This window comes from Oceanobacillus caeni, from assembly GCF_042678465.1.
GTDB classification, from domain to species: domain Bacteria; phylum Bacillota; class Bacilli; order Bacillales; family Amphibacillaceae; genus Oceanobacillus; species Oceanobacillus caeni.
The window spans coordinates 132,678-156,485 of sequence record NZ_JBHTKV010000002.1 but is presented as its reverse complement, the minus strand read 5'-3'; the positions used below and the strand labels follow the sequence as shown (position 1 = coordinate 156,485).

Annotated in this window: 18 protein-coding genes; 17 read left to right on the top strand and 1 reads right to left on the bottom strand. The window is 34.1% G+C overall.

Annotation, left to right across the window (positions count from 1 at the left end; all coding sequences use genetic code 11):
• From dnaE to ACFQ18_RS03205, 8 genes are all read left to right on the top strand, one after another.
• Positions 1-3,342 (top strand): DNA polymerase III subunit alpha, encoded by a 3,342-nt coding sequence (gene dnaE / locus ACFQ18_RS03240; RefSeq protein ID WP_204797700.1) that lies wholly within the window; start codon positions 1-3, stop codon positions 3,340-3,342.
• Between the two features lie 157 nt (positions 3,343-3,499).
• On the top strand, positions 3,500-4,729 hold the full coding sequence (locus ACFQ18_RS03235; RefSeq protein ID WP_047185391.1) for an NAD(P)-dependent malic enzyme: 1,230 nt from the start codon (positions 3,500-3,502) through the stop codon (positions 4,727-4,729).
• Between the two features lie 43 nt (positions 4,730-4,772).
• Positions 4,773-5,384: a FadR/GntR family transcriptional regulator gene (locus tag ACFQ18_RS03230; protein WP_225344046.1), complete on the top strand. Its 612-nt coding sequence runs from the start codon at positions 4,773-4,775 to the stop codon at positions 5,382-5,384.
• 295 nt (positions 5,385-5,679) lie between these two features.
• On the top strand, positions 5,680-6,537 hold the full coding sequence (accD, locus tag ACFQ18_RS03225) for an acetyl-CoA carboxylase, carboxyltransferase subunit beta (RefSeq protein ID WP_047185389.1): 858 nt from the start codon (positions 5,680-5,682) through the stop codon (positions 6,535-6,537).
• Position 6,538: 1 nt separating this feature from the next.
• Positions 6,539-7,495, top strand: a complete 957-nt coding sequence (gene accA, locus ACFQ18_RS03220; protein WP_047185388.1) for an acetyl-CoA carboxylase carboxyl transferase subunit alpha — start codon at positions 6,539-6,541, stop codon at positions 7,493-7,495.
• Between the two features lie 212 nt (positions 7,496-7,707).
• Positions 7,708-8,670 carry a 6-phosphofructokinase gene (pfkA, locus tag ACFQ18_RS03215; protein ID WP_047185387.1) on the top strand — a complete coding sequence of 321 codons (963 nt, stop codon included), beginning with the start codon at positions 7,708-7,710 and terminating at the stop codon, positions 8,668-8,670.
• Between the two features lie 24 nt (positions 8,671-8,694).
• Entirely contained in the window at positions 8,695-10,455 is a 1,761-nt protein-coding gene (gene pyk, locus ACFQ18_RS03210; protein WP_047185386.1) for a pyruvate kinase, read from the top strand.
• A gap of 96 nt (positions 10,456-10,551) precedes the next feature.
• Positions 10,552-10,941, top strand: a complete 390-nt coding sequence (locus ACFQ18_RS03205) for an FxsA family protein (protein WP_047185385.1) — start codon at positions 10,552-10,554, stop codon at positions 10,939-10,941.
• A gap of 5 nt (positions 10,942-10,946) precedes the next feature.
• Here the strand turns inward: ACFQ18_RS03205 and ytvI are convergent, their stop codons facing one another.
• Positions 10,947-12,053, bottom strand: coding sequence for a sporulation integral membrane protein YtvI (gene ytvI, locus ACFQ18_RS03200; RefSeq protein WP_047185384.1), 1,107 nt, complete (start codon positions 12,051-12,053; stop codon positions 10,947-10,949).
• Between the two features lie 307 nt (positions 12,054-12,360).
• Between ytvI and citZ the strand changes: the two genes are divergently transcribed.
• From citZ to ACFQ18_RS03155, 9 genes are all read left to right on the top strand, one after another.
• A complete protein-coding gene (citZ, locus tag ACFQ18_RS03195; RefSeq protein ID WP_047185383.1) occupies positions 12,361-13,482 on the top strand; it encodes a citrate synthase in 1,122 nt (373 codons plus the stop codon).
• A gap of 127 nt (positions 13,483-13,609) precedes the next feature.
• A complete protein-coding gene (gene icd / locus ACFQ18_RS03190) occupies positions 13,610-14,881 on the top strand; it encodes an NADP-dependent isocitrate dehydrogenase (protein ID WP_047185382.1) in 1,272 nt (423 codons plus the stop codon).
• 113 nt (positions 14,882-14,994) lie between these two features.
• Positions 14,995-15,933, top strand: coding sequence for a malate dehydrogenase (mdh, locus tag ACFQ18_RS03185; protein WP_047185381.1), 939 nt, complete (start codon positions 14,995-14,997; stop codon positions 15,931-15,933).
• Between the two features lie 334 nt (positions 15,934-16,267).
• Entirely contained in the window at positions 16,268-16,966 is a 699-nt protein-coding gene (locus tag ACFQ18_RS03180; RefSeq protein ID WP_047185380.1) for a response regulator transcription factor, read from the top strand.
• Complete coding sequence (gene pnpS, locus ACFQ18_RS03175; protein ID WP_047185379.1) at positions 16,963-18,330, top strand: two-component system histidine kinase PnpS; 1,368 nt, start codon at positions 16,963-16,965, stop codon at positions 18,328-18,330. The genes ACFQ18_RS03180 and pnpS overlap by 4 nt, the downstream gene beginning before the upstream one ends.
• A 116-nt stretch (positions 18,331-18,446) precedes the next feature.
• On the top strand, positions 18,447-21,086 hold the full coding sequence (gene polA, locus ACFQ18_RS03170; RefSeq protein ID WP_047185378.1) for a DNA polymerase I: 2,640 nt from the start codon (positions 18,447-18,449) through the stop codon (positions 21,084-21,086).
• Between the two features lie 12 nt (positions 21,087-21,098).
• The gene (gene mutM, locus ACFQ18_RS03165; RefSeq protein ID WP_047185377.1) at positions 21,099-21,926 is read left to right on the top strand and encodes a DNA-formamidopyrimidine glycosylase; all 828 of its coding nucleotides are present in this window, start codon (positions 21,099-21,101) and stop codon (positions 21,924-21,926) included.
• Positions 21,927-21,938: 12 nt separating this feature from the next.
• Positions 21,939-22,538 carry a dephospho-CoA kinase gene (coaE, locus tag ACFQ18_RS03160; RefSeq protein WP_047185376.1) on the top strand — a complete coding sequence of 200 codons (600 nt, stop codon included), beginning with the start codon at positions 21,939-21,941 and terminating at the stop codon, positions 22,536-22,538.
• Positions 22,539-22,701: 163 nt separating this feature from the next.
• Entirely contained in the window at positions 22,702-23,727 is a 1,026-nt protein-coding gene (locus ACFQ18_RS03155) for a glyceraldehyde-3-phosphate dehydrogenase (RefSeq protein WP_204797699.1), read from the top strand.
• Positions 23,728-23,808: the final 81 nt, after the last annotated feature.

Here is a 23,808-nt window from a genome sequence, read left to right as displayed (position 1 = left end):
ATGGCTTTTACACATTTACATGTTAGAAGTAGCTATAGTTTAATGGATAGTACAATAACGATTGATAAATTAATTGATAAGGCTAAAAAGCTGCAATTTGATGGACTAGCCTTAACGGATGAACATGTTCTTTATGGGGTTATTCCATTTTACAAAGCATGTGTTGAAAATGGTATAAAGCCCATTATTGGTATGACTGTATTTGTAGAACAGAATGAAAATATGTTCGAGTTAGTTTTATTAGCAAAAAATAATAAAGGTTATCAAAGCCTTACTCGATTAAGTTCACAAATACAATTAAATCAACAAAAGGTTATTTCAATAGAGAAGCTATCAGGATTCACTAATGATTTAATAGGAATATTACCAACAAATAATCCGATTTTGGAGAATTTGTTGATACATAAGTCGCATGAAGAAATAAACCAATACCTTAGAAATTGGTTGGGGTTATTCCAAAGAGATGATTTTTATTTAGGAGTTCAACCGGATGAACAACGACTCTTTCTATCATTAAAATCAATTCAAGATTTATCAGGAATTTCCGTTGTTTCTTTATGTGATGTACGGTATTTAGATGAAAAAGATGATATGGCTTTTGATATATTGCAATCCATGAAAAAAGGAAAACAATGGGACATGAAATTGTCCTCACCAAACGTAAAACGAAAACATTTAAGGTCAAGCATGGAAATGGAACAAATTTTCCAAAATGATTGGCCTGAAGTGTTACAAGAAACAGAGATTATAAAAAATAAATGTCATGTATCTTTTGACTTTAATCAGAAGTTATTACCGTCATTTCCTCTTCCTGAAAATATAAAGGCCGATCAATACTTAGAAAAGCTTTGCTGGGAAAATGTGGGGAAGAAATATACTACGGTTACAGATGTTATTTCTCAAAGATTGGCATATGAAATACAAACGATTCAAAAGATGAAATTTAGTGATTACTTCTTAATCGTAGCTGATTTTATATGGTACGCGAAAGAAAATAATATATTGGTTGGACCGGGAAGGGGATCATCTGCCGGATCCCTTGTTGCATATCTTTTAGGTATCACGGACGTTGATCCAATTAAATATAATCTTATATTTGAACGATTTTTAAATCCCGAAAGAAAAACAATGCCCGATATCGATGTGGATTTTTCTGATGAACGTCGTGATGAAGTAATTGAATATGTACGAAATAAATACGGAGTCGAACATGTAGCACAAATTATTACGTTTGGTACATTTGCTCACCGATCATTAATTAGGGAACTTATGAAAACGTTGAATGTGGAACAACAAGATATGTATTATATTTTAAATAAATTACCACAACAGTCATCCAAGAAATTATCCAACATTTTAAAGGAATCAGAGGAATTAAACGAGTATATTAAATCCTCTAAAAAATTAAAGATACTTTTTACAGCAGCAATAAAATTAGAAGGGATACCAAGACATATATCAACTCATGCTGCTGGTGTCGTTATAAGTAATAAACCATTACTAGAACATGTACCACTGACTATTGGTACGAACGAAACAAGATTAACTCAATTTACGATGAATGATTTGGAGTCATTAGGTTTATTAAAAATGGATTTTTTAGGATTACGTAATCTATCCTTTATAGAAAAAATCCTAAGATCTATCCATTTTACTGAACATAAAGAAGTAACTCTTGATCAACTTCCAGAACATGATCAAAAAACGTATTCTTTATTACGTAGTGGGAAAACAAATGGAATCTTTCAACTTGAATCACAGGGAATGAAAAGAGTATTAACAGAATTAAAACCAGATTCCTTTGAAGATATTGTAGCGGTAAATGCGCTTTTTCGTCCTGGTCCAATGGATTTTATTCCTGTTTATATTGCGCGTAAAGAAAAGCGTGAACCGATTCATTATCCACATCCGGACTTAGAACCTATCTTGAAACCAACATATGGTGTATTAGTGTACCAGGAACAAATTATGCAAATTGCTAATAAAATTGCTGGATTTAGTTTAGGAGAAGCGGACATTTTAAGAAGGGCTGTCAGTAAAAAGAAACAACAAGTAATGGAAGAGCAAAAAGAGGCCTTTATAGAAGGGTGTATCAAGAATGGGTATGAAAAAATAGTTGCTAGCGAAATCTTTAGTTGGATTGTTAAATTCTCTAATTATGGTTTTCCTAGAAGTCATGCAGTGGCATATAGTAAAATTTCGTATTATTTAAGTTACTTAAAAGCACATTATCCAGCAAATTTTTTTGCGGAATTATTAAATTCTTTCGGAAATCAGCAGGAAAAATGGAACCTTTACTTGAAAGAAATAAGAGAAATAAATATAACTATTCTCCCACCTTCTATAAATAAAAGTTATGGCAGATATTCCGTTGAAAATGGACAAATTCGCATCGGTCTTGCAGCGATTAAAGGGGTAGGTAATCAAGCGATTAAGGAAATAATAAACGTTAGGAAAAATGGTGCCTTTAAACATTTATACGATTTTTGTTTACGGGTAGACCTGAAACTGGTTAATCGTCAAACGATGGAGAATTTAATTATGGCCGGCGTTTTCGATGATAGTTATTCAAATCGAGCAAGTTTATTAGCATCTTTAGATCGAGCGAGAGAACAAGGAGAGTTATTTAGTGAGTTTTCTAGTCAATCTAGTTTCTTTCAAGATGAACTTTTATTCGAAATGGATTATGTACAAATAGAAGATTTTAGTATAGCGAAAAAACTAGCAGACGAGAAAGAGCTAATCGGGACATTCGTTTCGAGTCACCCATTAAAGGAACTCCGTCCAAGCCTAAGAGGGAATGGCTATATAACTATGCGGGAAGTGCAGAGATTTATTGGGAAACGTCGTATTTCTTCCGCTGTACTTGTTCAATCACTTAAAACAATTAGAACAAAGCGCGGAGATCCGATGGCTTTTCTAGTAATTGGCGATGAGACAGGAGAGGTGGATGCTGTCGTATTCCCAGAACTTTACCGTAACATTAACCAATGGCTTAAAGAGGAGTTAATGATTACTGTTAAAGGAAAAGTAGAATACAGGAATAACAAACTCCAATGGGTTTTAGAAGATGTTCAACCATTTAGTGAAAACCAGTTAGACCAAAAATCTAGTAAAATAATGTTTGTTAAAGTTACACCAAATAAAAGAGATACTGCTTTACAAACGATTCAACAAATTGCGAATAAATACCCAGGGAGTACATCTATCATTATTTATCATGAGGAAACGAAACGAACGTATCAACTTTCTCAGGGTTATAATATCCATGCTAATTATGATAGTTTAAAAGCATTAAGGCATTTTTTTGGTAACGAAAATGTAGTATTGAAAAATAATTAAAAAAAGTACATTTGCAAGTAGTTTTTTTGATAAATTAAATGGGCGTTACTTTACATGATTCATCCATCTGATATAATGTAGGATTATAAGTGGTCAGACCACTAGGGGTTATTATTATTGAATTTTATTTATAAAATCAAAGGGGCGAATAATAAAAATGGCAAGTCTAAAAGACGAATCACTACACATGCATAAAGTAAATCAAGGGAAATTAACGATTCAATCCAAGGTTCCGGTTAGAAATTCAAAAGATTTAAGCTTAGCATATTCACCAGGCGTTGCAGAACCTTGCAAAGAAATACATGATCGAGAAGAATCTGTATATGATTATACAATGAAAGGTAATATGGTAGCTGTAGTGAGTGATGGATCAGCGGTATTGGGTCTTGGTAACATAGGTCCAGAGGCAGCTCTTCCTGTAATGGAAGGTAAATCAGTATTATTTAAAGCATTTGCAGGTGTGGATTCATTCCCAATCTGTTTAGATACGCATGATGTAGATAAAATTGTGGAAACAGTTAAATTAATGGAACCAACCTTTGGTGGTGTTAATTTAGAAGATATTGCCGCTCCTAATTGCTTTATTATTGAAGAACGACTTAAAAATGAAACAAATATACCTATATTCCATGATGATCAACATGGTACAGCAATTGTAACTGTAGCGGGATTAATTAATGCATTGAAACTCGTGGGAAAATCTTTTTCGAATATACGTGTAGTGGCTAATGGTGCAGGAGCTGCTGGTATAGCCATTATTAAGCTACTAAAACATTTTGGTGTGCATGATGTGATTATGTGCGATTCCAAAGGTGCTATATATGAAGGTAGGCCGTATGGAATGAACAGCGTGAAGGAACAAGTAGCAAAATATACAAATAGAAATAAAATAGAAGGTAGTTTGAACGAAGTAATAGAAGGTGCCGATGTATTCATCGGGGTTTCAGTAGCTGGTGCTTTAACAAAAGAAATGATTACAAAAATGAATGATGATCCTATTATTTTTGCAATGGCAAACCCGGATCCAGAAGTAATGCCTGAAGTTGCAAAAGAAGCGGGAGCGAAAGTTATCGGTACAGGGCGTTCTGATTTTCCGAATCAAGTAAACAATGTTTTGGCATTTCCGGGAATCTTCCGTGGTGCTTTAGATGTTCGTGCTACAAGAATTAATGAGGAGATGAAAATCGCCGCTGCAGAGGCTATAGCTTCACTGGTTTCTGAAGAAGAACTTCATGATGATTATGTGATTCCAGCTCCTTTTGATGATCGTGTTGCTCCTACGGTTGCAGCAAGTGTTGCCAAAGCTGCAATGGAAACAGGCGTTGCAAGAATTACATTGAACCCGGAAGAAATTGCTGAAAAAACAAGAAGATTAACAAAAAATTAAAATTCCGTCGAATCCTTTAAAGGAGAAGTTACTGATTGTGTCAATGCTACCAAATCAGAAAGCTTACCATGGTGTACTAGAGCAAATTCGTATTTTTATTCACGAAAATCAATTGAAACCGGGAGACAAGCTCCCATCCGAAAGAGAACTAGCGGAATCTTTAGGAACAGGAAGGTCTTCCGTACGAGAAGCGCTTCGTGCACTTGAACTATTAGGAATTATCGAAACAAGACACGGGGAAGGAACTTTTCTTAGCTCGTATCGTTCTTTTCAAACAGTTAAAATATTAGCATCCTTTATTCTAGGTAATAGTAGTACGAAAGAAAGTATTATTACTACACGCAAATTAATTGAAAAAGAAGCGGCAAAACTAGCTTTACAAAAAGTTGAAGATAAAGATATTACACAATTTAAAAAGATAATTCAGGACTTAATTAATAATCCAAAGCAAATGCACATCGATTTTTTCACTCTTATTTTAAATAAAACAGAGAATGAACTACTGTTGATAATCTGGCAACTGATCTTGGAATTCTCCCAAATATTCGATAAAGGATTTTATGACTCTCCATTCTATCAACAGTTAGTTGATCTTTATGAAAAAGAAGATTATTCACGAATAGAAGATTTATTTATGAAACAGTTTTTCAGTTAAATATATTCTTATACCGGTAAATTATGACAAAATTTTTAAAAGCCCTTTGTTATACTTTAGGAAAATTTATCCCACCTAAACGGGTAGTAAGACTCCCCCTCAAACTTCTAGGGGGGATCAACAGCTCGTAAAGGTCCGATAAGTGCGACTAACCATCAGTGGCGGATGAAGGCCCCCACTAATGGAAGTCTTCTTTAAAGGATTAAAAAATATTATCTCGCTATTTTGACGACAACCTAGTTTTTAATCAACACATAACAAAGGTAAAGATGTGCAGAGCAAAGGAGGAAACATTTTGCAGCTTAAGGAAATTTTTACAAAGCGAAAGAAATATGCAACAATCCCAAATGAAAATAGTAAAATTGATGTTCCACAAGGACTCATGCAAAAATGTAAAAATTGTAACAAAATATATTATCGTAAAGAAATGAAAAAATCTTTAAATGTTTGTCCAAATTGTGGTTATCATCATCCACTTTCAGCTTGGGAACGAATTGAAAGTTTATTTGACGAAGATACCTTTAAAGAATGGGATGCAAATATAACTTCGTCTAACCCTTTAAATTTCCCGGAATATGAAGAAAAAGTATTAAAAGACTGTGAAAAAACCGGACTCAATGAAGGGGTAGTAACTGGTAAAGGAATGATTAATGGGCAAGAAACTGCATTCGCAGTAATGGACTCGTACTTTAGAATGGGGAGTATGGGTTCTGTAGTCGGCGAAAAAATTGCTAGATCAGTTGAAAATGCACGTAAAGAATCTCTTCCTTTTATCATTTTTACAGCTTCAGGTGGAGCAAGAATGCAAGAAGGAATACTTAGCCTAATGCAGATGGCAAAAACCTCTGTAGCTATTAAGAGGTTTAGCGATGATGGTGGTCTAATGATCTCTGTTATGACTCACCCAACAACTGGTGGAGTCTCAGCTAGTTTTGCATCCATTGGGGATTATAACTTTGCAGAGCCAGGAGCATTAATAGGATTTGCTGGAAGAAAAGTAATTGAACAAACCATTCGGGAAAAACTTCCTAAAGATTTCCAAACATCGGAGTTCTTAATGGAACATGGACAGTTAGACAAGATTATTCACAGACATGAAATGAAAAACCTTCTTACTACGATTCTAGAGATGCATCAAAAGGAGGTTAATTGACGTGAAGCAAATCCTTGAATTTGAAAAACCAATTATTAATTTGAAGGATAAAATTGCTGAATTAAAGAAGTTTACAGCAGATAGTGAAATTGATTTAACCGAAGAAATAAATAAATTGGAAGATAGGTTGGAACAATTAGAAGACGACATATATGGTAATTTAAAACCATGGGATCGGGTTCAAATGGCAAGGCATTCTGAACGACCAACAACTCTAGATTATATCCACCAATTATTTACCAACTTTATTGAATTTCATGGCGACCGTCGTTATGGAGATGATCAAGCTATTGTGGCAGGAATTGCCTATTATAAGGACAAACCTGTAACAGTTATAGGACACCAACGAGGAAAAGACACAAAAGAAAATATTAAACGTAATTTTGGTATGCCACATCCAGAAGGCTATCGTAAAGCTTTACGTCACATGGAACAAGCTCAAAAGTTCAATCGCCCAATCATTACATTTATTGATACAAAAGGTGCATATCCTGGAAGAGCGGCTGAAGAGCGGGGGCAAAGTGAGGCTATTGCCAAAAACCTTATGGAGATGGCTGGATTTACTGTTCCTATTGTATGTATTGTGATAGGTGAAGGTGGTAGCGGAGGGGCTCTAGGTTTAGGTATTGGTGATCATATCCATATGTTAGAGAATTCTACATATTCCGTTATTTCACCAGAAGGAGCAGCTTCTATTTTATGGAAAGATGCTAGCTTAGCTAAAAAAGCAGCAGAATCTATGAAAATCACTGCTAATGATTTGAAAGAACTAAATGTCATTGATCAAGTTATTCCGGAGCCCAAAGGTGGAGCACATCAAGACATAAAAGTACAAGCTGAAAAAATAGATGTCGTTCTCGAACAATCGATTCGAGAATTAAGTAAATATACAACTGATGAATTATTAGAAAAAAGATGGGAAAAATATAAAAATATAGGTGATTATAAACTGTTATAATCAAAATCGATTAAAGACTGATAGAGTATTTATCAGTCTTTCATTTTTCACTTTATTTCAAAAAAATATTTTTCGACCTTTTTCAATGATATTTGTTGATATTTGTGGAGTTTTAATTTATCTTAAACATATATCGATTATATGAAACAGCTGTTTAAAATGAATTAGTACAGCTTTTATAAATTAAATTTAAGTCTACTGAGGTGGAAAAAATGCTTAAAAAAATCGGTGTATTAACGAGTGGTGGAGATGCACCCGGTATGAATGCTGCAATTCGTGCTGTAGTTAGAAAAGCAATATACCATAATATTGAAGTATACGGAATTAGATATGGTTATCAAGGATTAATGGAAGGTAACATTAAAAAGATGGATCTAGGTTCTGTTGGTGATATTATTCACCGTGGTGGTACTATATTAGCTACGGCCAGAAGTCAGGAATTCAAAACAGAAGAAGGACAACAAAGGGCTATCGAGCAACTAAATAAATGGGGTATCGAAGGTCTTGTTGTTATTGGTGGAGACGGTAGCTTCCGTGGTGCACAGAAATTAACAAGTAGAGGATTTCCTTGTATCGGGGTTCCAGGAACTATTGATAACGATATACCAGGAACTGATTTTACCATTGGGTTTGATACGTCTTTAAATACAGTCTTAGAAGCAATTGATAAAGTTCGTGACACAGCAACATCTCATGAGCGTACATATATTATTGAGACTATGGGAAGAAACGCTGGTGATTTAGCATTATGGGCTGGATTAGCTGGTGGTGCAGAAAGTATTATAATTCCAGAGGTAGATGAAGAATTTTCGAATATAATTCATCGGTTGGAACGTAGTCGCGAAAGAGGTAAAAGACATAGCATTATCGTATTAGCGGAAGGTGTTGGTAATGCTTTTGAATTTAGTGAACGGATAAAGAAAGAAACTGGAATAGAAACAAGAGTTACTGTTTTAGGGTATATTCAACGTGGAGGTTCTCCGACTGCTCAAGATAGAGTTTTAGCAAGTCGTCTCGGTGCTAGGGCTGTAGAACTTTTAATTGAAAATAAATCCGACCGAATGGTTGGAATACGAAATAACGAAATAGTGGATAATGACATCGATGATATTTTATCGGGTAAACACCATTTAAATAAGGGAATGTATAATTTATCCAAAGAATTATCGATTTAATTACCGCTTAGGAGGAATACAATAATGAGAAATACTAAAATCGTTTGTACAATTGGACCTGCTTCAGAGTCTGTTGAAACATTGGAAAAGCTAATCGATGCTGGAATGAATGTGGCTCGATTAAATTTTTCACATGGGGATTTTGATGAACATGGTGCTAGAATAAAAAATATCCGTATGGCAGCTGAAAATAAAAAGAAAACAGTAGCGATCCTTTTAGATACGAAAGGTCCAGAAATAAGAACAGGTAGTTTTGTAAATGGTCAAGACGAAATCGTTGCTGGGCAAACAGTATATATTTCTATGAATGAAATGGAAGGAACTGCAGAACGTTTTTCAGTTACATACCCAGGTTTAATTGATGATGTTCACGAAGGATCTAAGATTCTCCTAGATGACGGATTGATTGAATTGGAAGTAACTGCTATAGATAAACATACTAATGAAATTAGAACAACTGCATTAAATAGCGGAACGATAAAAAATAAAAAGGGCGTAAACGTACCAAATGTTTCTGTTAAACTTCCTGGATTAACTGAAAAAGATAAAAAGGACATTGAATTTGGGATTGAACAGGATGTTGATTTTATTGCAGCTTCATTTGTTCGTCGTGCATCTGATGTGTTAGAAATTAAAGAGGTATTAGAAAATAATAACGCAACACATATCAAAATCATCCCTAAGATTGAGAATCAAGAAGGGATTGACAACATCGATCGCATTTTACAAGTTAGTGATGGTTTAATGGTAGCTAGAGGAGATTTAGGTGTTGAAATTCCTGCCGAAGATGTTCCATTAGTACAAAAAGAATTAATTAAAAAATGTAATAATGCAGGAAAGCCAGTTATAACAGCTACACAAATGTTAGATTCTATGCAACGTAACCCACGTCCTACAAGAGCTGAGGCTTCAGACGTAGCGAATGCTATTTTTGATGGGACAGATGCCATTATGTTATCTGGTGAAACAGCAGCGGGTAATTATCCAGTAGAATCGGTTCAAACAATGAATAACATTGCATTAAAAGCAGAATCAGCACTAGACTATCATGCTGTGTTAGAAGAACGCTCCAAAGAGGTAGATATGAACATTGCAGAAGCAATTACACAATCTGTTTCCCATACGGCAATGAACCTAAATATTGATACAATCATTGCCCCTACAGAAAGTGGACATACTCCAAGTATGATCTCCAAATACCGTCCGAAAGCAACTATATTAGCTGTGACAGTTAATGAAAAAGTAAATCGTCAACTTTCACTTGTGTGGGGTGTTCATGCAGTGATGGGAAGACAAACAACTTCTACTGACGAGATGTTAAGTGTTGCCATAGACAAAGGTCTTGAGTCAGGGTTATGTCATCGTGGAAATCGTGTCATTATCGCGGCAGGAGTTCCGGTTGGGGAAAGTGGAACAACCAATTTGATTAAAGTTCATGTCATTGGTGATGTTATTGCTAAAGGTCAAGGAATTGGTAAGCAAAGTGCATATGGAAAAGCAGTAAAAGTGAAAAATGCAGATGAAGCTATTTCAAAAGTTCAACAAGGTGATATTGTTGTTGCCTATGGTACGGATCGAGAAATGATGCAAGCATTAGAAAAAGCGAGCGGAATTGTTACTGTAGAAGGTGGACTAACATCACATGCTGCCGTTGTTGGCTTAAACCTTGGAATTCCAGTAATTGTAGGTGTTGATAATGCATTTGAAATAATTGAAGATGGCCAAGAACTTACAATTGATGGTTCTAAGGGTGATATTTATAAAGGTCATGCTAAAGTACTTTAAGAACTGTACAATACTTTTTGAACGACTTAAATAATATAAACAATAAAAATCGGCTGTTTTGCCGATTTTTATTGTTATAATAGGGGGATTAGGTAAATGCGATGGTTATTACTAGCTTTATTCATTCTTCCAGCTTGTGAAATTGGTGTTTTTGTTTGGATTGGTGGAAAGATTGGCCCATGGTGGGTAGTATTACTAATTTTATTGACAGGGATCATAGGTATAACGATTGCTAAGATACAAGGTACCTATACGTTACAAAAAGCAAGGATATCCATAAATAATGGGCAAGTCCCAACAGAACAAATCATGGATGGAATTTGCATTTTGATAGGTGCAGTATTTTTATTATCTCCAGGTTTTATTACAGATACCATTGGCCTTTTACTTGTTTTACCGATATTGAGAAAGCCGCTAAAAAGGGTTTTGTATCATTTTATAAAAAGAAAAATGAGTAACGGAACTTTTATTTTTCGAAGATGGTAAATGGTTTACCCTTTAACAAATGTTTTAACTAATTTAAATATACCTGTTTGATAACATACATTAATTAGAATAAGAATAAATGGGGTAATAATTAATCCAACTAGTCCCCATATTTTAAATCCAATAAAATAACCAATGAGTGCTAAAAGAGGATGTATCCCCATATTAGATGATAAAATCTTAGGTTCCAAAATTTGCCTGCTAATAATAACAATCATATAAAGGATGGATAAACCGATAGTTAGGGTGTAGTTTCCGCTAACAAATAAATAAACAATCCAAGGAATAAAGATAAAACCAATACCAACAAAAGGAATTAAATCAACAAGAGCACTAAATGCCGCAATGGTTAGGGCTTGGTCAACTTTAAGAATGAGAAGCCCGGTAAAAATGGTTATGCCAGAGATACCGATTAATGTAAACTGCGCCTTCATAAATCCCCCTATTCCTTTTTTAAAATGAATATTAAGTTGTTTGGTGATGGAATTAACTTTATTGGGTATTAATTTAATTATTTTTTTCCTTAACGAATACCATTCATTGGAAATAATAAATGTTCCAATAATAATAAAGATCAAAATGGCAATGGAATTGGGAAGATGGCTTAAGAAATTTGGAATAAAAATAAGAAAATCTTGTAAAAAGGTTGACCCTTTTGATCCAATATGGTTCATTATTTCTTCCAGGGTATTTTTTATGGTAGTTTGTTGTGTCGTGTCTAGTGACAAGAAAATTGATAGTATTTTTTGTTGAATTGGTAAAACAGAAGTATTAAAGAAATCTTTCATATAAATAACCAATTCTTGAAAATAGATTGGCAATTTTTCTGCTAGAAATAATGTTCCTTGATAAATTTCTAAAAACGCTATAAAAAGAATACCAAGTAAACTAAAAATAATGATACAAATACTGATTATTACAGAAAGAGCCCTTGGGAAATTTAGTGTTTTTTGCAAGAAATCTACTAAAGGGTTCATAAGGTATGCTATTAAAAATGCAATAATGATTGGATATATATATGGAAGTGTATTAACAAAGATAAAATAACCAGTCAACAATAAAATCATTAAAAGTAAAATACGAGAAAATTGCATCCAATATCGTTTATACATAGGTATCCCCCAATGAGCTGCATCTACAATCTCCTTTTTACTTTACTTATGCTACTTGGAAGAAAAATAGACATATAAATTACCATACTAATTTGTACTATTTTAATAGGTATTTTACGTTAAATTAAAAAGTTAAACGGTTTCAATTCACTTTCTCTTCGTTTTACTTTATAATTGATTTTGGGGAAGGCAATATTTATATAAAAATAAATGAATATTTCCTAAAAAACGAATTAATGATATACTAAGTAATATAAATATTGTCTGAAAGTTGTAAGTAACATATATAGAAAAGGAGATGTTTCATATGACAACAACTACGAAAGGGCTTGAAGGGGTAGTAGCATCAAGATCACAAATTAGTTCGATCATAGATGATCAACTAACGTATGTTGGGTATACGATTGATGACTTAGCCGAAAATGCTAGTTTTGAAGAAGTAGTTTTTTTATTATGGAATAAAAAATTACCGAATCAAAAAGAACTAGATGCTATTAAAAAAGAGCTGGCGGAGAATATGGAAGTTCCCAATGAGATTTATGAACATTTAAAATCTTACGACATGTCAAAAGTACATCCGATGGCTGCTTTAAGAACTGCTGTATCGATGCTTGCTTTATACGATGACGAAGTAGATGTTATGGAAGCGGATGCAAATAAGCGCAAAGCAATTCGTATTCAAGCTAAAATCGCAACAATTGTAACAGCGTTTTCTAGAATTCGTAAAGGGAAAGAACCGGTTAAACCTAAAAAGGACTTAAGCTATTCAGAAAACTTCTTATATATGTTGAACGGAAAACAAGCAAATTCCATCGAAGTTGAAGCAATTGAAAAAGCATTAGTATTACATGCTGACCATGAATTAAATGCTTCTACATTTACTGCAAGGGTATGTGTTGCTACATTATCTGATGTTTATTCTGGTATCACTGCCGCAATTGGTGCATTAAAAGGACCATTGCATGGTGGAGCTAACGAAGCAGTTATGAAAATGCTATTAGAAATTGGCGAAGAAGAGAATGCAATCCCATATATTGAGAAGAAAATTGCAAATAAAGAAAAAATAATGGGAATGGGACACCGTGTGTATCGTACTGGTGATCCGCGTGCTAAACATTTGAAAGAGATGTCTAAACAATTAACTAAAATAACAGGACAAGAGAAATGGTATAACATGTCTGTTGAAATAGAGGACTATATTAAGAAAAATAAAGGATTGCCTGCAAATGTTGATTTCTATAGTGCTTCTGTTTATCATAGCTTAGGTATAGACTATGATTTATTTACACCTATTTTTGCGGTGAGCCGTACTTCGGGTTGGTTAGCGCATATACTAGAACAGTATGAAGATAATCGTTTAATTCGCCCAAGAGCTGAGTATATTGGCCCACAAAAACAAAAATATATACCTTTATCACAACGTTCATAGTCTAAATATTATTAAAATCATTATTATTTTACCATTTCTTATGAATCTATTAGAATATTGAATAGTAGGTAAAAGCTATTCCTACTATTCAGTTTGTATATTTGTATAATACTAGGAGGTAATTTTTATGACACAAGGAGAAAAAATTGTAGTAGAGAATGGACAAATGAATGTACCGAATAATCCTATTATTCCGTTCATTGAAGGGGATGGAACGGGTCCGGATATTTGGGCAGCTGCGAAAAAAGTAATTGAAGCAGCAGTTGAAAAAGCATATGATGGCTCTAAAAAAATCGATTGGCTAGAAGTGTATGCTGGTGAAAAGGCTTATAATAAATTTGGTGAATGGCTCCCACAAGATACGTTAGATAAAATTAATGAGTATAAAATTGCAATTAAAGGACCTTTAACTACTCCAATCGGTGGGGGAATTCGTTCATTAAACGTTGCGCTTAGACAAGAACTTGATTTATTTACATGTCTTCGCCCAGTTCGTTACTTTGAAGGGGTACCTTCTCCAGTTAAACGTCCTGAAGATGTAGATATGGCAATTTTCCGTGAAAATACAGAAGATATTTATGCTGGTATTGAATGGCAAAAAGGTACAGACGAGGTTAAAAAGGTAATCGAATTTTTACAAAATGAGATGGGTGTACATAAAATCCGTTTCCCAGAAACATCTGGAATTGGTATTAAACCTGTTTCTGAAGAAGGGACAAAACGTCTAGTTCGTTCTGCAATCCAATATGCTTTAGATGAAAATCGTAAGAGTGTTACATTAGTACATAAAGGTAACATCATGAAATTTACAGAAGGTGCATTTAAGCAATGGGGTTATGAAGTTGCTGAAGAAGAGTTCGGTGATAAAGTATTTACATGGTCCGAGTACGATCGAATTGTTGAAAAAGATGGAAAAGATGCTGCTAATAAAGCACAAGATGAAGCATTAGCTCAAGGTAAAATCCTGGTTAAAGATGCTATAGCAGATATTTTCTTACAACAAATTCTAACTCGTCCAAAAGAGTTTGATGTAGTAGCAACCATGAATTTAAATGGTGACTATATTTCTGATGCTTTAGCTGCTCAGGTAGGTGGAATTGGTATTGCTCCTGGAGCTAATATAAACTATGACACTGGACACGCTATTTTCGAAGCTACTCATGGTACAGCACCTAAATATGCTGGACTTGATAAAGTAAACCCATCATCAGTTATCTTATCTGCGTGCTTAATGCTAGATCACTTAGGATGGAGAGAGGCATCACAATTAATTATGAATTCTATGGACAAGACAATTGCATCAAAAGTTGTTACTTATGATTTTGCACGTCTTATGGATAATGCTACAGAAGTTAAATGTTCTGAATTCGCTGATGAGCTAATTAAAAATTTAGGATAATGAATCCTGAAAAATAATGGGTATCACCACGAGTTTTGTGGTGAACCCATCCTTTCTATATGGAAGGAAACCAACTGGAATTTTCAATCAAAACAAAAAGGGGTTAATCTTTTATGGGATTAAAACGTAATAAAATTTCTGTTATCGGTTCTGGATTTACCGGGGCAACTACCGCTCTAATGATTGCACAAAAAGAATTGGGAGATGTTGTATTAGTAGATATTCCAAATATGGAAAACCCTACTAAAGGTAAAGCGCTAGATATGGCTGAAGCAGCTCCAGTACAGGGGTTTGATGCAAGGGTAATAGGTACAGCTGATTATGCGGATACTAAAGATTCCGATCTTGTCATTATTACTGCAGGTATTGCACGTAAGCCAGGTATGAGCCGTGATGACTTAGTAAATACTAATGCTAAGATTATGAAAAATGTTACACAAGAAATCGTCAAGCATTCTCCAGAAACAACAATTGTTGTTTTAACGAATCCTGTTGATGCAATGACTTATACAGTTTATAAGGAATCTGGATTTCCTAAAGAACGTGTTATTGGTCAATCTGGTGTTTTGGATACAGCAAGGTTTAGGTCGTTTGTTGCGGAAGAACTGAATGTATCGGTAAAAGACGTAACTGGCTTTGTTCTTGGAGGACATGGTGACGATATGGTCCCACTCATCCGTTATTCCTATGCAGGTGGCATTCCTTTAGAGAAATTAATTTCCAAAGAGCGCCTTGAAGCGATTGTTCAGCGTACTCGAACTGGTGGAGGGGAGATTGTTAATTTACTTGGAAATGGAAGCGCCTATTATGCTCCAGCAGCATCTTTAACGGTTATGGCAGAGGCTATACTAAAGGATCAACGACGAATTCTTCCATCTATTGCTTACTTAGAGGGAGAATATGGCTACCAGAATATTTATTTAGGTGTTCCAACTATATTAGGTGGAAATGGTATTGAAGAAATTATCGAATTAGATCTAACCGAAGAAGAGAAAGCTGCACTGGATAAATCAGCCGAATCAGTAAAGAAAGTACTTAACGTTTTAGAATAAGAGATAAATGAACTTCTACTTATATATAAGTAGAAGTTTTTTTGCAGATGGGAAAGTATAAATTCTTTCCCATCTGGCGCTCCAATTATTCGCCTCTACATATTTACAACTAAGGCATACCCCCGAACTAATAGAGGATGCCAAGTTATCTAATAAAGAAAACTGCCATCAATGGGGGAACTTCATCCACCACTGATGGTTAGTCGCACTTACGGAGCAGTTGATCTCCATAATGTAAAGAAAGTGTAAAATTCACCTAACTTTTCCCTGTTTGCTATCATTCAATGGTAATATTAGAATTAAAGAAAACTTTACTTCTATAGGGGGTATTTAGGTGGCGCAAAAAATTCTAATTGTAGATGACGAAAAGTCCATTGTAACATTATTAAATTATAATTTAGAGAAAGCTGGCTATATAACCGATACTGCATTTGATGGAAAAGAAGCTATTCAAAAAATTGAACAAAATAATGATTATAATTTGGTAGTTTTAGATTTAATGCTCCCTGAAATAGATGGGATGGAAGTTTGTAAATATTTGCGCAGTAATAAAAACGATACACCAATCCTCATGTTAACAGCTAAAGATGATGAATTTGATAAAATACTTGGTTTAGAGCTAGGAGCTGATGACTATTTAACGAAGCCTTTTAGCCCGAAAGAAGTTATTGCACGTATTAAAGCAATTTTGCGTAGATCAAATATGACTCCAGCCTCGCAATTTTCTACCATCCGCATAGGTGAGTTAATTATATACCCGGAAAGATATGAAGCGGAAATAAATTCAAATAGTATTACCTTTACAAGAAAGGAATTTGAACTCCTATATTTTCTAGCAACTAATAAAGGAAAGGTCATTTCAAGGGATCAGTTATTAAGCGGTGTTTGGGATTATGATTTTGTTGGCGATACGCGAATTGTTGATGTGCATATAAGCCATTTACGTGAGAAAATCGAACCAAATTCAAAAAAGCCAGTTTATATTAAGACGGTACGTGGTCTTGGTTATAAGCTGGAGGAACCAAGGGTATGAAAAGTCTTATTAAAAAACCACTTTCATATTATATGCTTATCATTTTTGTCCTTTCCGTGATTAATGGATTGCTTTTATTTCCTATTGTAGATAATGTAATTATACTTATTGCTATATTAATTATTAACTTTTGTATATTAACATTATTTCTGCAATTTTTTAACGTTAATCATATGAAGCCGTTGAGTAAAGCAATTACTATTCTCTCTGAAATAAATCAAGGGAACTATCGGGTAAGGTTTCACTTTTCAGGGAACAATATTATTGGAACAATAAGCAAAGAAATAAATTCTTTAGCAAGAAATATGAATGAATATTCTATCCAAGAAAAAATGCAACGGGAACAATTAACTACCATTATAGAAAATACAGAAAATGGATTAGTATTAATTGATGAAAAAGGCTATATTCATTTAGTGAACAGGAAATTTTTAACGATTTACGGTAAAACTATGAAAGAATATAAAGGTTATCTTTATTATGAAGTGCTGGAAGAAGAAGTGTTTCATAAAACGATTCAAAATGCCTTTTTATATGAAGAAAATGTTAAAAATGAATTTACGCATTATGAAGGAACAGAAAAAGTATATTACCAAATCATTGGAGTTCCAATTTTTAACGAAAAAAACCGACTAAAGGGTGCTGTTCTTGTCATTCATGATATAACAGAATTGAAAAAGTTAGAATTAATGCGAAAAGACTTTGTTGCTAATGTTTCTCATGAATTAAGAACCCCAATTACTTCTATACGCGGTTTTGCTGAAACATTATTAGAAGATGATTTAAAAAATAAAGAAGTTGCGAAAGAATTTTTAACCATTATATATAACGAAAGTGATCGAATGCAACTGCTTATTGAAGATTTGCTTACCTTGTCTCGCTTAGAGCAGGAGAATTTTCAGCTCATTGTAAATGAAATTGATGTGGAAGGGTTATTAAAAGACATCATTCCGGCTTATCAAATGAAGGCAAGGAAGAAAAAGATAAGCATTGCTTTTTCTGTGGATGAAAAATTAAAGTTTAAAGCAGATAAGGAAAAAATTAAACAAATTATTATTAATTTATTAGATAATGCCATTCATTATACACAAGAACAAGGTAAAGTCTCTCTAGCGATCAATTCAACCGAAGAATACGTACACATCCATGTTTCAGATACTGGTATGGGAATTGATAAGGCTGTTTTACCGCGTATCTTTGAACGATTCTATCGAGTGGACAAAGCGCGAAGTAGGAACACCGGTGGGACAGGATTAGGGCTTGCAATTGTTAAACACATTGTAGATGTCCATGATGGTAAAATTGAAATAGATAGTGAAATCAATAAAGGTACACATATCCATATTTATCTACCTAGGAAATAACATCTACTGACACAAAGTAGGTGTTTGTTTTTATTTCCTTCAGATTAAATGATAAAATAAGCTTTAAGCGATTGTTCACACGCATTTTAAGTGTAATGATAATTGGAGGATTATACATGACAACAAAAAAACTAGTCTTGATTGATGGAAATAGTATCATCTACCGTGCATTCTTTGCGCTTCCATTATTGAATAATGATAAAGGGGTTTATACAAATGCCGTTTATGGATTTACAACGATGTTATTAAGGATATTACAAGAAGAAAAACCCACCCATCTATTAGTAGCTTTTGATGCCGGAAAGACTACCTTTAGGCATGAAACGTATAAAGAATACAAAGGAGGGCGTCAAAAAACTCCGCCAGAACTTTCCGAACAGTTTCCGGTTTTGAAAGAATTGCTTGATGCCTTTCAGATTAAGCATTACCAATTGGAGCAATATGAGGCCGATGATATCATTGGAACACTTTCTTTACAAGGAAAGGAAAAGGGTTACGATGTAACAGTCATATCGGGTGACAAGGATATGTTGCAACTCGTATCTGATAAAGTTACCGTAAGTGTTACAAAAAAAGGGATAAGCGAAGTGGATCAATATACCCCAGAGTTTTTAATGGAAAAAATGGAGATTACTCCCGAACAAATTATTGATTTGAAAGCCTTAATGGGGGATAGTTCGGATAATATTCCAGGGGTACCCGGAGTAGGACAAAAAACAGCTACTAAACTACTTAAGCAATACCCAACTTTAGAGGAAGTTTACGAACATATCGATGATGTTAGTGGAAAGAAACTAAAAGAAAAATTGGCTACTCATAAAGATGATGCTTTTATGAGTAAAGATTTAGTGACTATTAATCGGGACTCTCCTATAGAAATAAAAATAGACGATATTGTATATGAAGGTTATTCGGAACATGAGGTAAGTACAAAGTTTAAAGAATTGGGATTTTTATCGCTTTTAGATAAAGTATCTGCAGATTCAATAGATAGTGATGCACCAACAGAATTAAAAGAGATTGAATTTACGATAGTTGATGAAGTAAAAGAGGAACTATTTACGAATCAGGATGCATTTATCGTAGAATTGGCTGGAGAAAATTATCATTCTGACGATATTTTAGGATTTAGTATTGTAAATGAAAATAAAAAATTCTTTGTACCTGTTGATGTTGCTTTACATTCAGATGTGTTTAAAAAATGGGCAGAAGATGAAACAAAGGAAAAACAAGTTTTTGACGCTAAAAAGACATTAGTTTCTTTATTACGAAATGAAATTCATATTAAAGGGATTCGTTTTGATATGTTATTAGCTTCTTACTTGTTAAACCCTTCAGAAAATAACCATGATATACCTGCCATTGCAAACCGGATGGGATATAGGGATGTCTTGTTTGATGAAGAAGTATACGGAAAAGGTGCAAAGTGGAAGGTTCCTGAACAGGAAAAACTAGCTGAGCATATTGTTCGGAAGGCAAATACATTATTTCATTTAAAAGATAAAATGGAAGAGAAATTAAAAGAAAATGAACAATTTACCTTATTAAATGAATTGGAAATGCCCATTGCACTCATTTTAGGAGAAATGGAGCATCAGGGAGTACTAATTGATACGAACAAAATTAAAGAAATGGGCGAAGATTTAAAGGCAAGACTAGATACTCTAGAAAAAGAAGTACATGAACTGGCGGGGGAAACATTTAACCTTAATTCTCCAAAACAACTAGGTCCGATTTTATTCGAGAAATTAGGGCTTCCCGTTATTAAGAAAACAAAAACAGGATATTCTACTGCTGCAGATGTTCTGGAACGACTTGTAGATGAGCATGAAATCATCCCGAAATTATTGCTTTATAGACAATTGGGCAAACTCCAATCAACTTATATTGAAGGATTATTAAAGGTAATCAATAAAGAAACAAATAAAGTTCATACCCGTTTTAATCAAGCGTTGACACAAACTGGCAGATTAAGTTCTGTTGATCCTAACTTACAAAATATTCCAATCCGATTAGAGGAAGGTAGAAAGATCCGTAAAGCATTTGTGCCGTCGGAAAAAGATTGGGTCATGTTTGCTGCGGATTATTCTCAAATTGAATTACGTGTTTTGGCCCATATATCAAAGGATGAAAAACTAATTCAAGCATTCCAGAATAATCTAGATATTCATACGCAAACCGCTATGGATGTTTTCCATGTTGAAGCGGACGAAGTGACTGCGAATATGCGTAGGCAAGCAAAAGCAGTAAACTTTGGAATTGTTTATGGAATAAGTGATTTTGGATTATCACAGAATCTAAAAATTTCTAGAAAAGAAGCAAAACAATTTATTGATCGTTATTTTGATATTTATACCGGTGTACAAAACTACATGGAAGAAATTGTTCAAGAAGCAAAATTAAATGGTTATGTAACGACAATTATGAATCGCAGAAGATATCTACCAGAAATAAACAGTAGAAATTTTAATGTGAGAAGTTTTGCTGAACGGACAGCAATGAATTCTCCTATTCAAGGAAGTGCTGCAGATATTATTAAAAAAGCAATGATTGATTTGCATACGAAATTGAAGGAAGAGAAAATGCAAGCACGCATGTTGCTACAAGTACACGATGAATTAATTCTCGAAGCTCCAAGGGAAGAAGTGGAAAAGTTAAAGGTAATCGTACCGGAAATGATGGAAGGTACTGTAGAATTAAGGGTTCCTCTTAAAGTGGATTACGCTTTTGGGGATAGTTGGTTTGATGCAAAGTAAGGAGTAGTAGCGATGCCTGAATTACCAGAAGTAGAGACGATAAGAAAAACACTTATACCACTAGTCTCTAATAAAACAATAGATAAAGTAGAAGTATACTGGCCAAAAATGGTGAAAGTCCCAGATGATGTCGAGAGATTTAAATTATTGTTGCAAGGGCAAACGATTCAAAGAATGGGAAGAAGAGGGAAATTTTTATTATTCTATTTAAATGATGTCGTTCTAATTTCTCATTTAAGGATGGAAGGCAAGTATGGAGTTGTTTCTTCAGCTGAACCGATAGAGAAACATACTCATGTTATTTTCACATTTACTAATGGTGAAGACCTTCGTTATAATGATGTTCGCAAATTCGGTACGATGCATGTTTATCCTATTGGCCAAGAGTTCGAAAGTGAACCATTAAAAAAGTTAGGACCTGAACCATTTGATGAAGGTTTTACGCTAGACTATTTATACCAGAAGTTGAAAAGGACAGAGCGCCCTATTAAGGCAGTATTATTAGATCAAACTGTCGTTACAGGTCTTGGAAATATCTATGTTGATGAGACATTATTCCGTGCCAAAATACATCCTTCAAAAAAAGCAAGTCACTTAACAAAAAAAGAAGTAGAACGAATTCGTGATGAATCCATCCATACGTTAGCCGATGCGGTTAAACAGGGCGGAACAACAATCCGTTCTTATGTTAATGGTCAGGGAGAAATGGGGATGTTTCAACAAGAGTTGTTTGTTTATGGACAGGAAAATAAAGAATGTAAACGATGTGGAAATCTAATTTTAAAAACGAAAGTTGCTGGACGTGGCACGCATATTTGTCCTAATTGCCAAAAAGAATAGAGGGATTATGAGATGGCACTAATTATTGGCCTAACAGGTAGTATTGCAAGTGGAAAGAGTACGGTTAGTTTAATGTTTGATGAATTTCGAATACCAGTTGTGGATGCTGATAAAATAGCCAGGGAGGTAGTGTATCCTGGTGAAGAAGCGTATAACAAAATTATTGAGACATTTGGAACCCATTTATTACGGGAAGATAAAACATTAAATCGTAAAAAACTTGGAGAAATTGTATTTGATGACCAAGAAAAATTAGAAACTTTAAATCAAATAGTTCATCCGGCAATACGTAAAAGGATCATAGAAAAACGTGATGGGTTTGTTCAAGATGGGGCTTCATGTGTGGTATTAGATATTCCATTATTATTTGAAAGTAACTTAACAAATTTTGTTGATAAAACAATTGTCGTTTATGTAGACGAGAACGTACAGTTACAAAGATTAATGGAACGAGATGAATTTGGTGAAAGTGAAGCATTAAAGCGTATTAAATCACAAATGCCTGTTAAAGAGAAAGCAAAATTAGCTGATGCTGTCATTAATAATAACAGTTCAAAAACAGCCACTTTTGAACAACTGGAAGATATTTTAAGGAAATGGGATGTCATATAGGAAGTCTAGACTTATTGTCTAGACTTTTTGCTTAAGTTTTTGACCTATTTTAAAGAAAATCCGAAAAAACTTATAAAAACAGAATCACATTCATCTGAAATATGTTATACTATTTATTATAAAGGGGTATTAAGTATAACATAAATAGGAGGAAGAGATTCTGATGGGGAAGACGCGTGTTGCAATTAATGGTTTTGGAAGAATTGGAAGAATGGTTTTTAGGCAGGCTATTGTAGATGAGGATGTCGAAGTGGTTGCAATTAATGCAAGATATCCTACCGAAACGCTTGCACACTTAATTAAATATGATAGTATTCATGGTATTTTTCATGGTGAAGTTACTGCGCTTGAATCAGCTATTAAAGTAAATAACAAAATAGTTGAGGTTGTAAATTCAAGAGAACCTAATAAACTACCGTGGAAGGAATTAAACATAGATGTAGTAATTGAAGCTACAGGAAAATTTAAAACGAAAGAAAGTGCTGGATTACATATCCAAGCTGGAGCGAAAAAAGTCGTAATCACAGCACCAGGTAAAGAAATAGATAAGACAATCGTGATGGGAGTAAACGAACATACGTATCAACCAGAATTGGACCATGTCATTTCTAATGCTTCCTGTACAACGAACTGTTTAGCACCGGTAGTAAAAGTATTAGATGATCATTTTACAATTAAAAACGGATTAATGACTACTGTTCATGCGTACACGAATGATCAAAATAATTTAGATAATCCTCATAAAGACTTAAGGCGTGCAAGAAGTTGTGGCCAATCCATTATACCTACATCTACAGGGGCAGCAAAAGCGTTAGGTGAGGTTTTACCACATTTAAACGGTAAATTACATGGAATGGCATTAAGGGTTCCTACACCGAATGTATCATTAGTGGATCTTGTTGTAGACGTGGAAAAGAGTGTAACGGTTGAAGAAGTGAATCGTGTATTTAAACAGTCTTCAAAACAAGAAATGAATGGCATCATTCATTATAGTGAAGAACCACTTGTTTCTATTGATTATACAACAACGGATTTTTCATCTATTATTGATGGCTTATCTACCATGGTTATAGACGGAAATAAAATAAAAGTTTTGGCTTGGTATGATAATGAATGGGGCTATTCGAAACGAGTTCTTGATCTAACCAAATTAGTTGGGATTAGTTTAAAGGAATTTGCTAGAATTTAATACTTTTAAAACCATCTATTTCCACAGTGAATAGATGGTTTTTCTAGTTGCAAAAGATTCATAAACATTATATACTTCTCA

Bases quoted from the DNA above. Each gene is read 5' to 3' on its own strand.
- dnaE (WP_204797700.1), top strand. From the start codon at position 1: ATGGCTTTTACACATTTACATGTTAGAAGTAGCTATAGTTTAATGGAT.
- ACFQ18_RS03235 (WP_047185391.1), top strand. From the start codon at position 3,500: ATGGCAAGTCTAAAAGACGAATCACTACACATGCATAAAGTAAATCAA.
- ACFQ18_RS03230 (WP_225344046.1), top strand. From the start codon at position 4,773: ATGCTACCAAATCAGAAAGCTTACCATGGTGTACTAGAGCAAATTCGT.
- pfkA (WP_047185387.1), top strand. From the start codon at position 7,708: ATGCTTAAAAAAATCGGTGTATTAACGAGTGGTGGAGATGCACCCGGT.
- pyk (WP_047185386.1), top strand. From the start codon at position 8,695: ATGAGAAATACTAAAATCGTTTGTACAATTGGACCTGCTTCAGAGTCT.
- ACFQ18_RS03205 (WP_047185385.1), top strand. From the start codon at position 10,552: ATGCGATGGTTATTACTAGCTTTATTCATTCTTCCAGCTTGTGAAATT.
- ytvI (WP_047185384.1), bottom strand. From the start codon at position 12,053: ATGTATAAACGATATTGGATGCAATTTTCTCGTATTTTACTTTTAATG.
- citZ (WP_047185383.1), top strand. From the start codon at position 12,361: ATGACAACAACTACGAAAGGGCTTGAAGGGGTAGTAGCATCAAGATCA.
- icd (WP_047185382.1), top strand. From the start codon at position 13,610: ATGACACAAGGAGAAAAAATTGTAGTAGAGAATGGACAAATGAATGTA.
- mdh (WP_047185381.1), top strand. From the start codon at position 14,995: ATGGGATTAAAACGTAATAAAATTTCTGTTATCGGTTCTGGATTTACC.
- pnpS (WP_047185379.1), top strand. From the start codon at position 16,963: ATGAAAAGTCTTATTAAAAAACCACTTTCATATTATATGCTTATCATT.
- polA (WP_047185378.1), top strand. From the start codon at position 18,447: ATGACAACAAAAAAACTAGTCTTGATTGATGGAAATAGTATCATCTAC.
- mutM (WP_047185377.1), top strand. From the start codon at position 21,099: ATGCCTGAATTACCAGAAGTAGAGACGATAAGAAAAACACTTATACCA.
- coaE (WP_047185376.1), top strand. From the start codon at position 21,939: ATGGCACTAATTATTGGCCTAACAGGTAGTATTGCAAGTGGAAAGAGT.
- ACFQ18_RS03155 (WP_204797699.1), top strand. From the start codon at position 22,702: ATGGGGAAGACGCGTGTTGCAATTAATGGTTTTGGAAGAATTGGAAGA.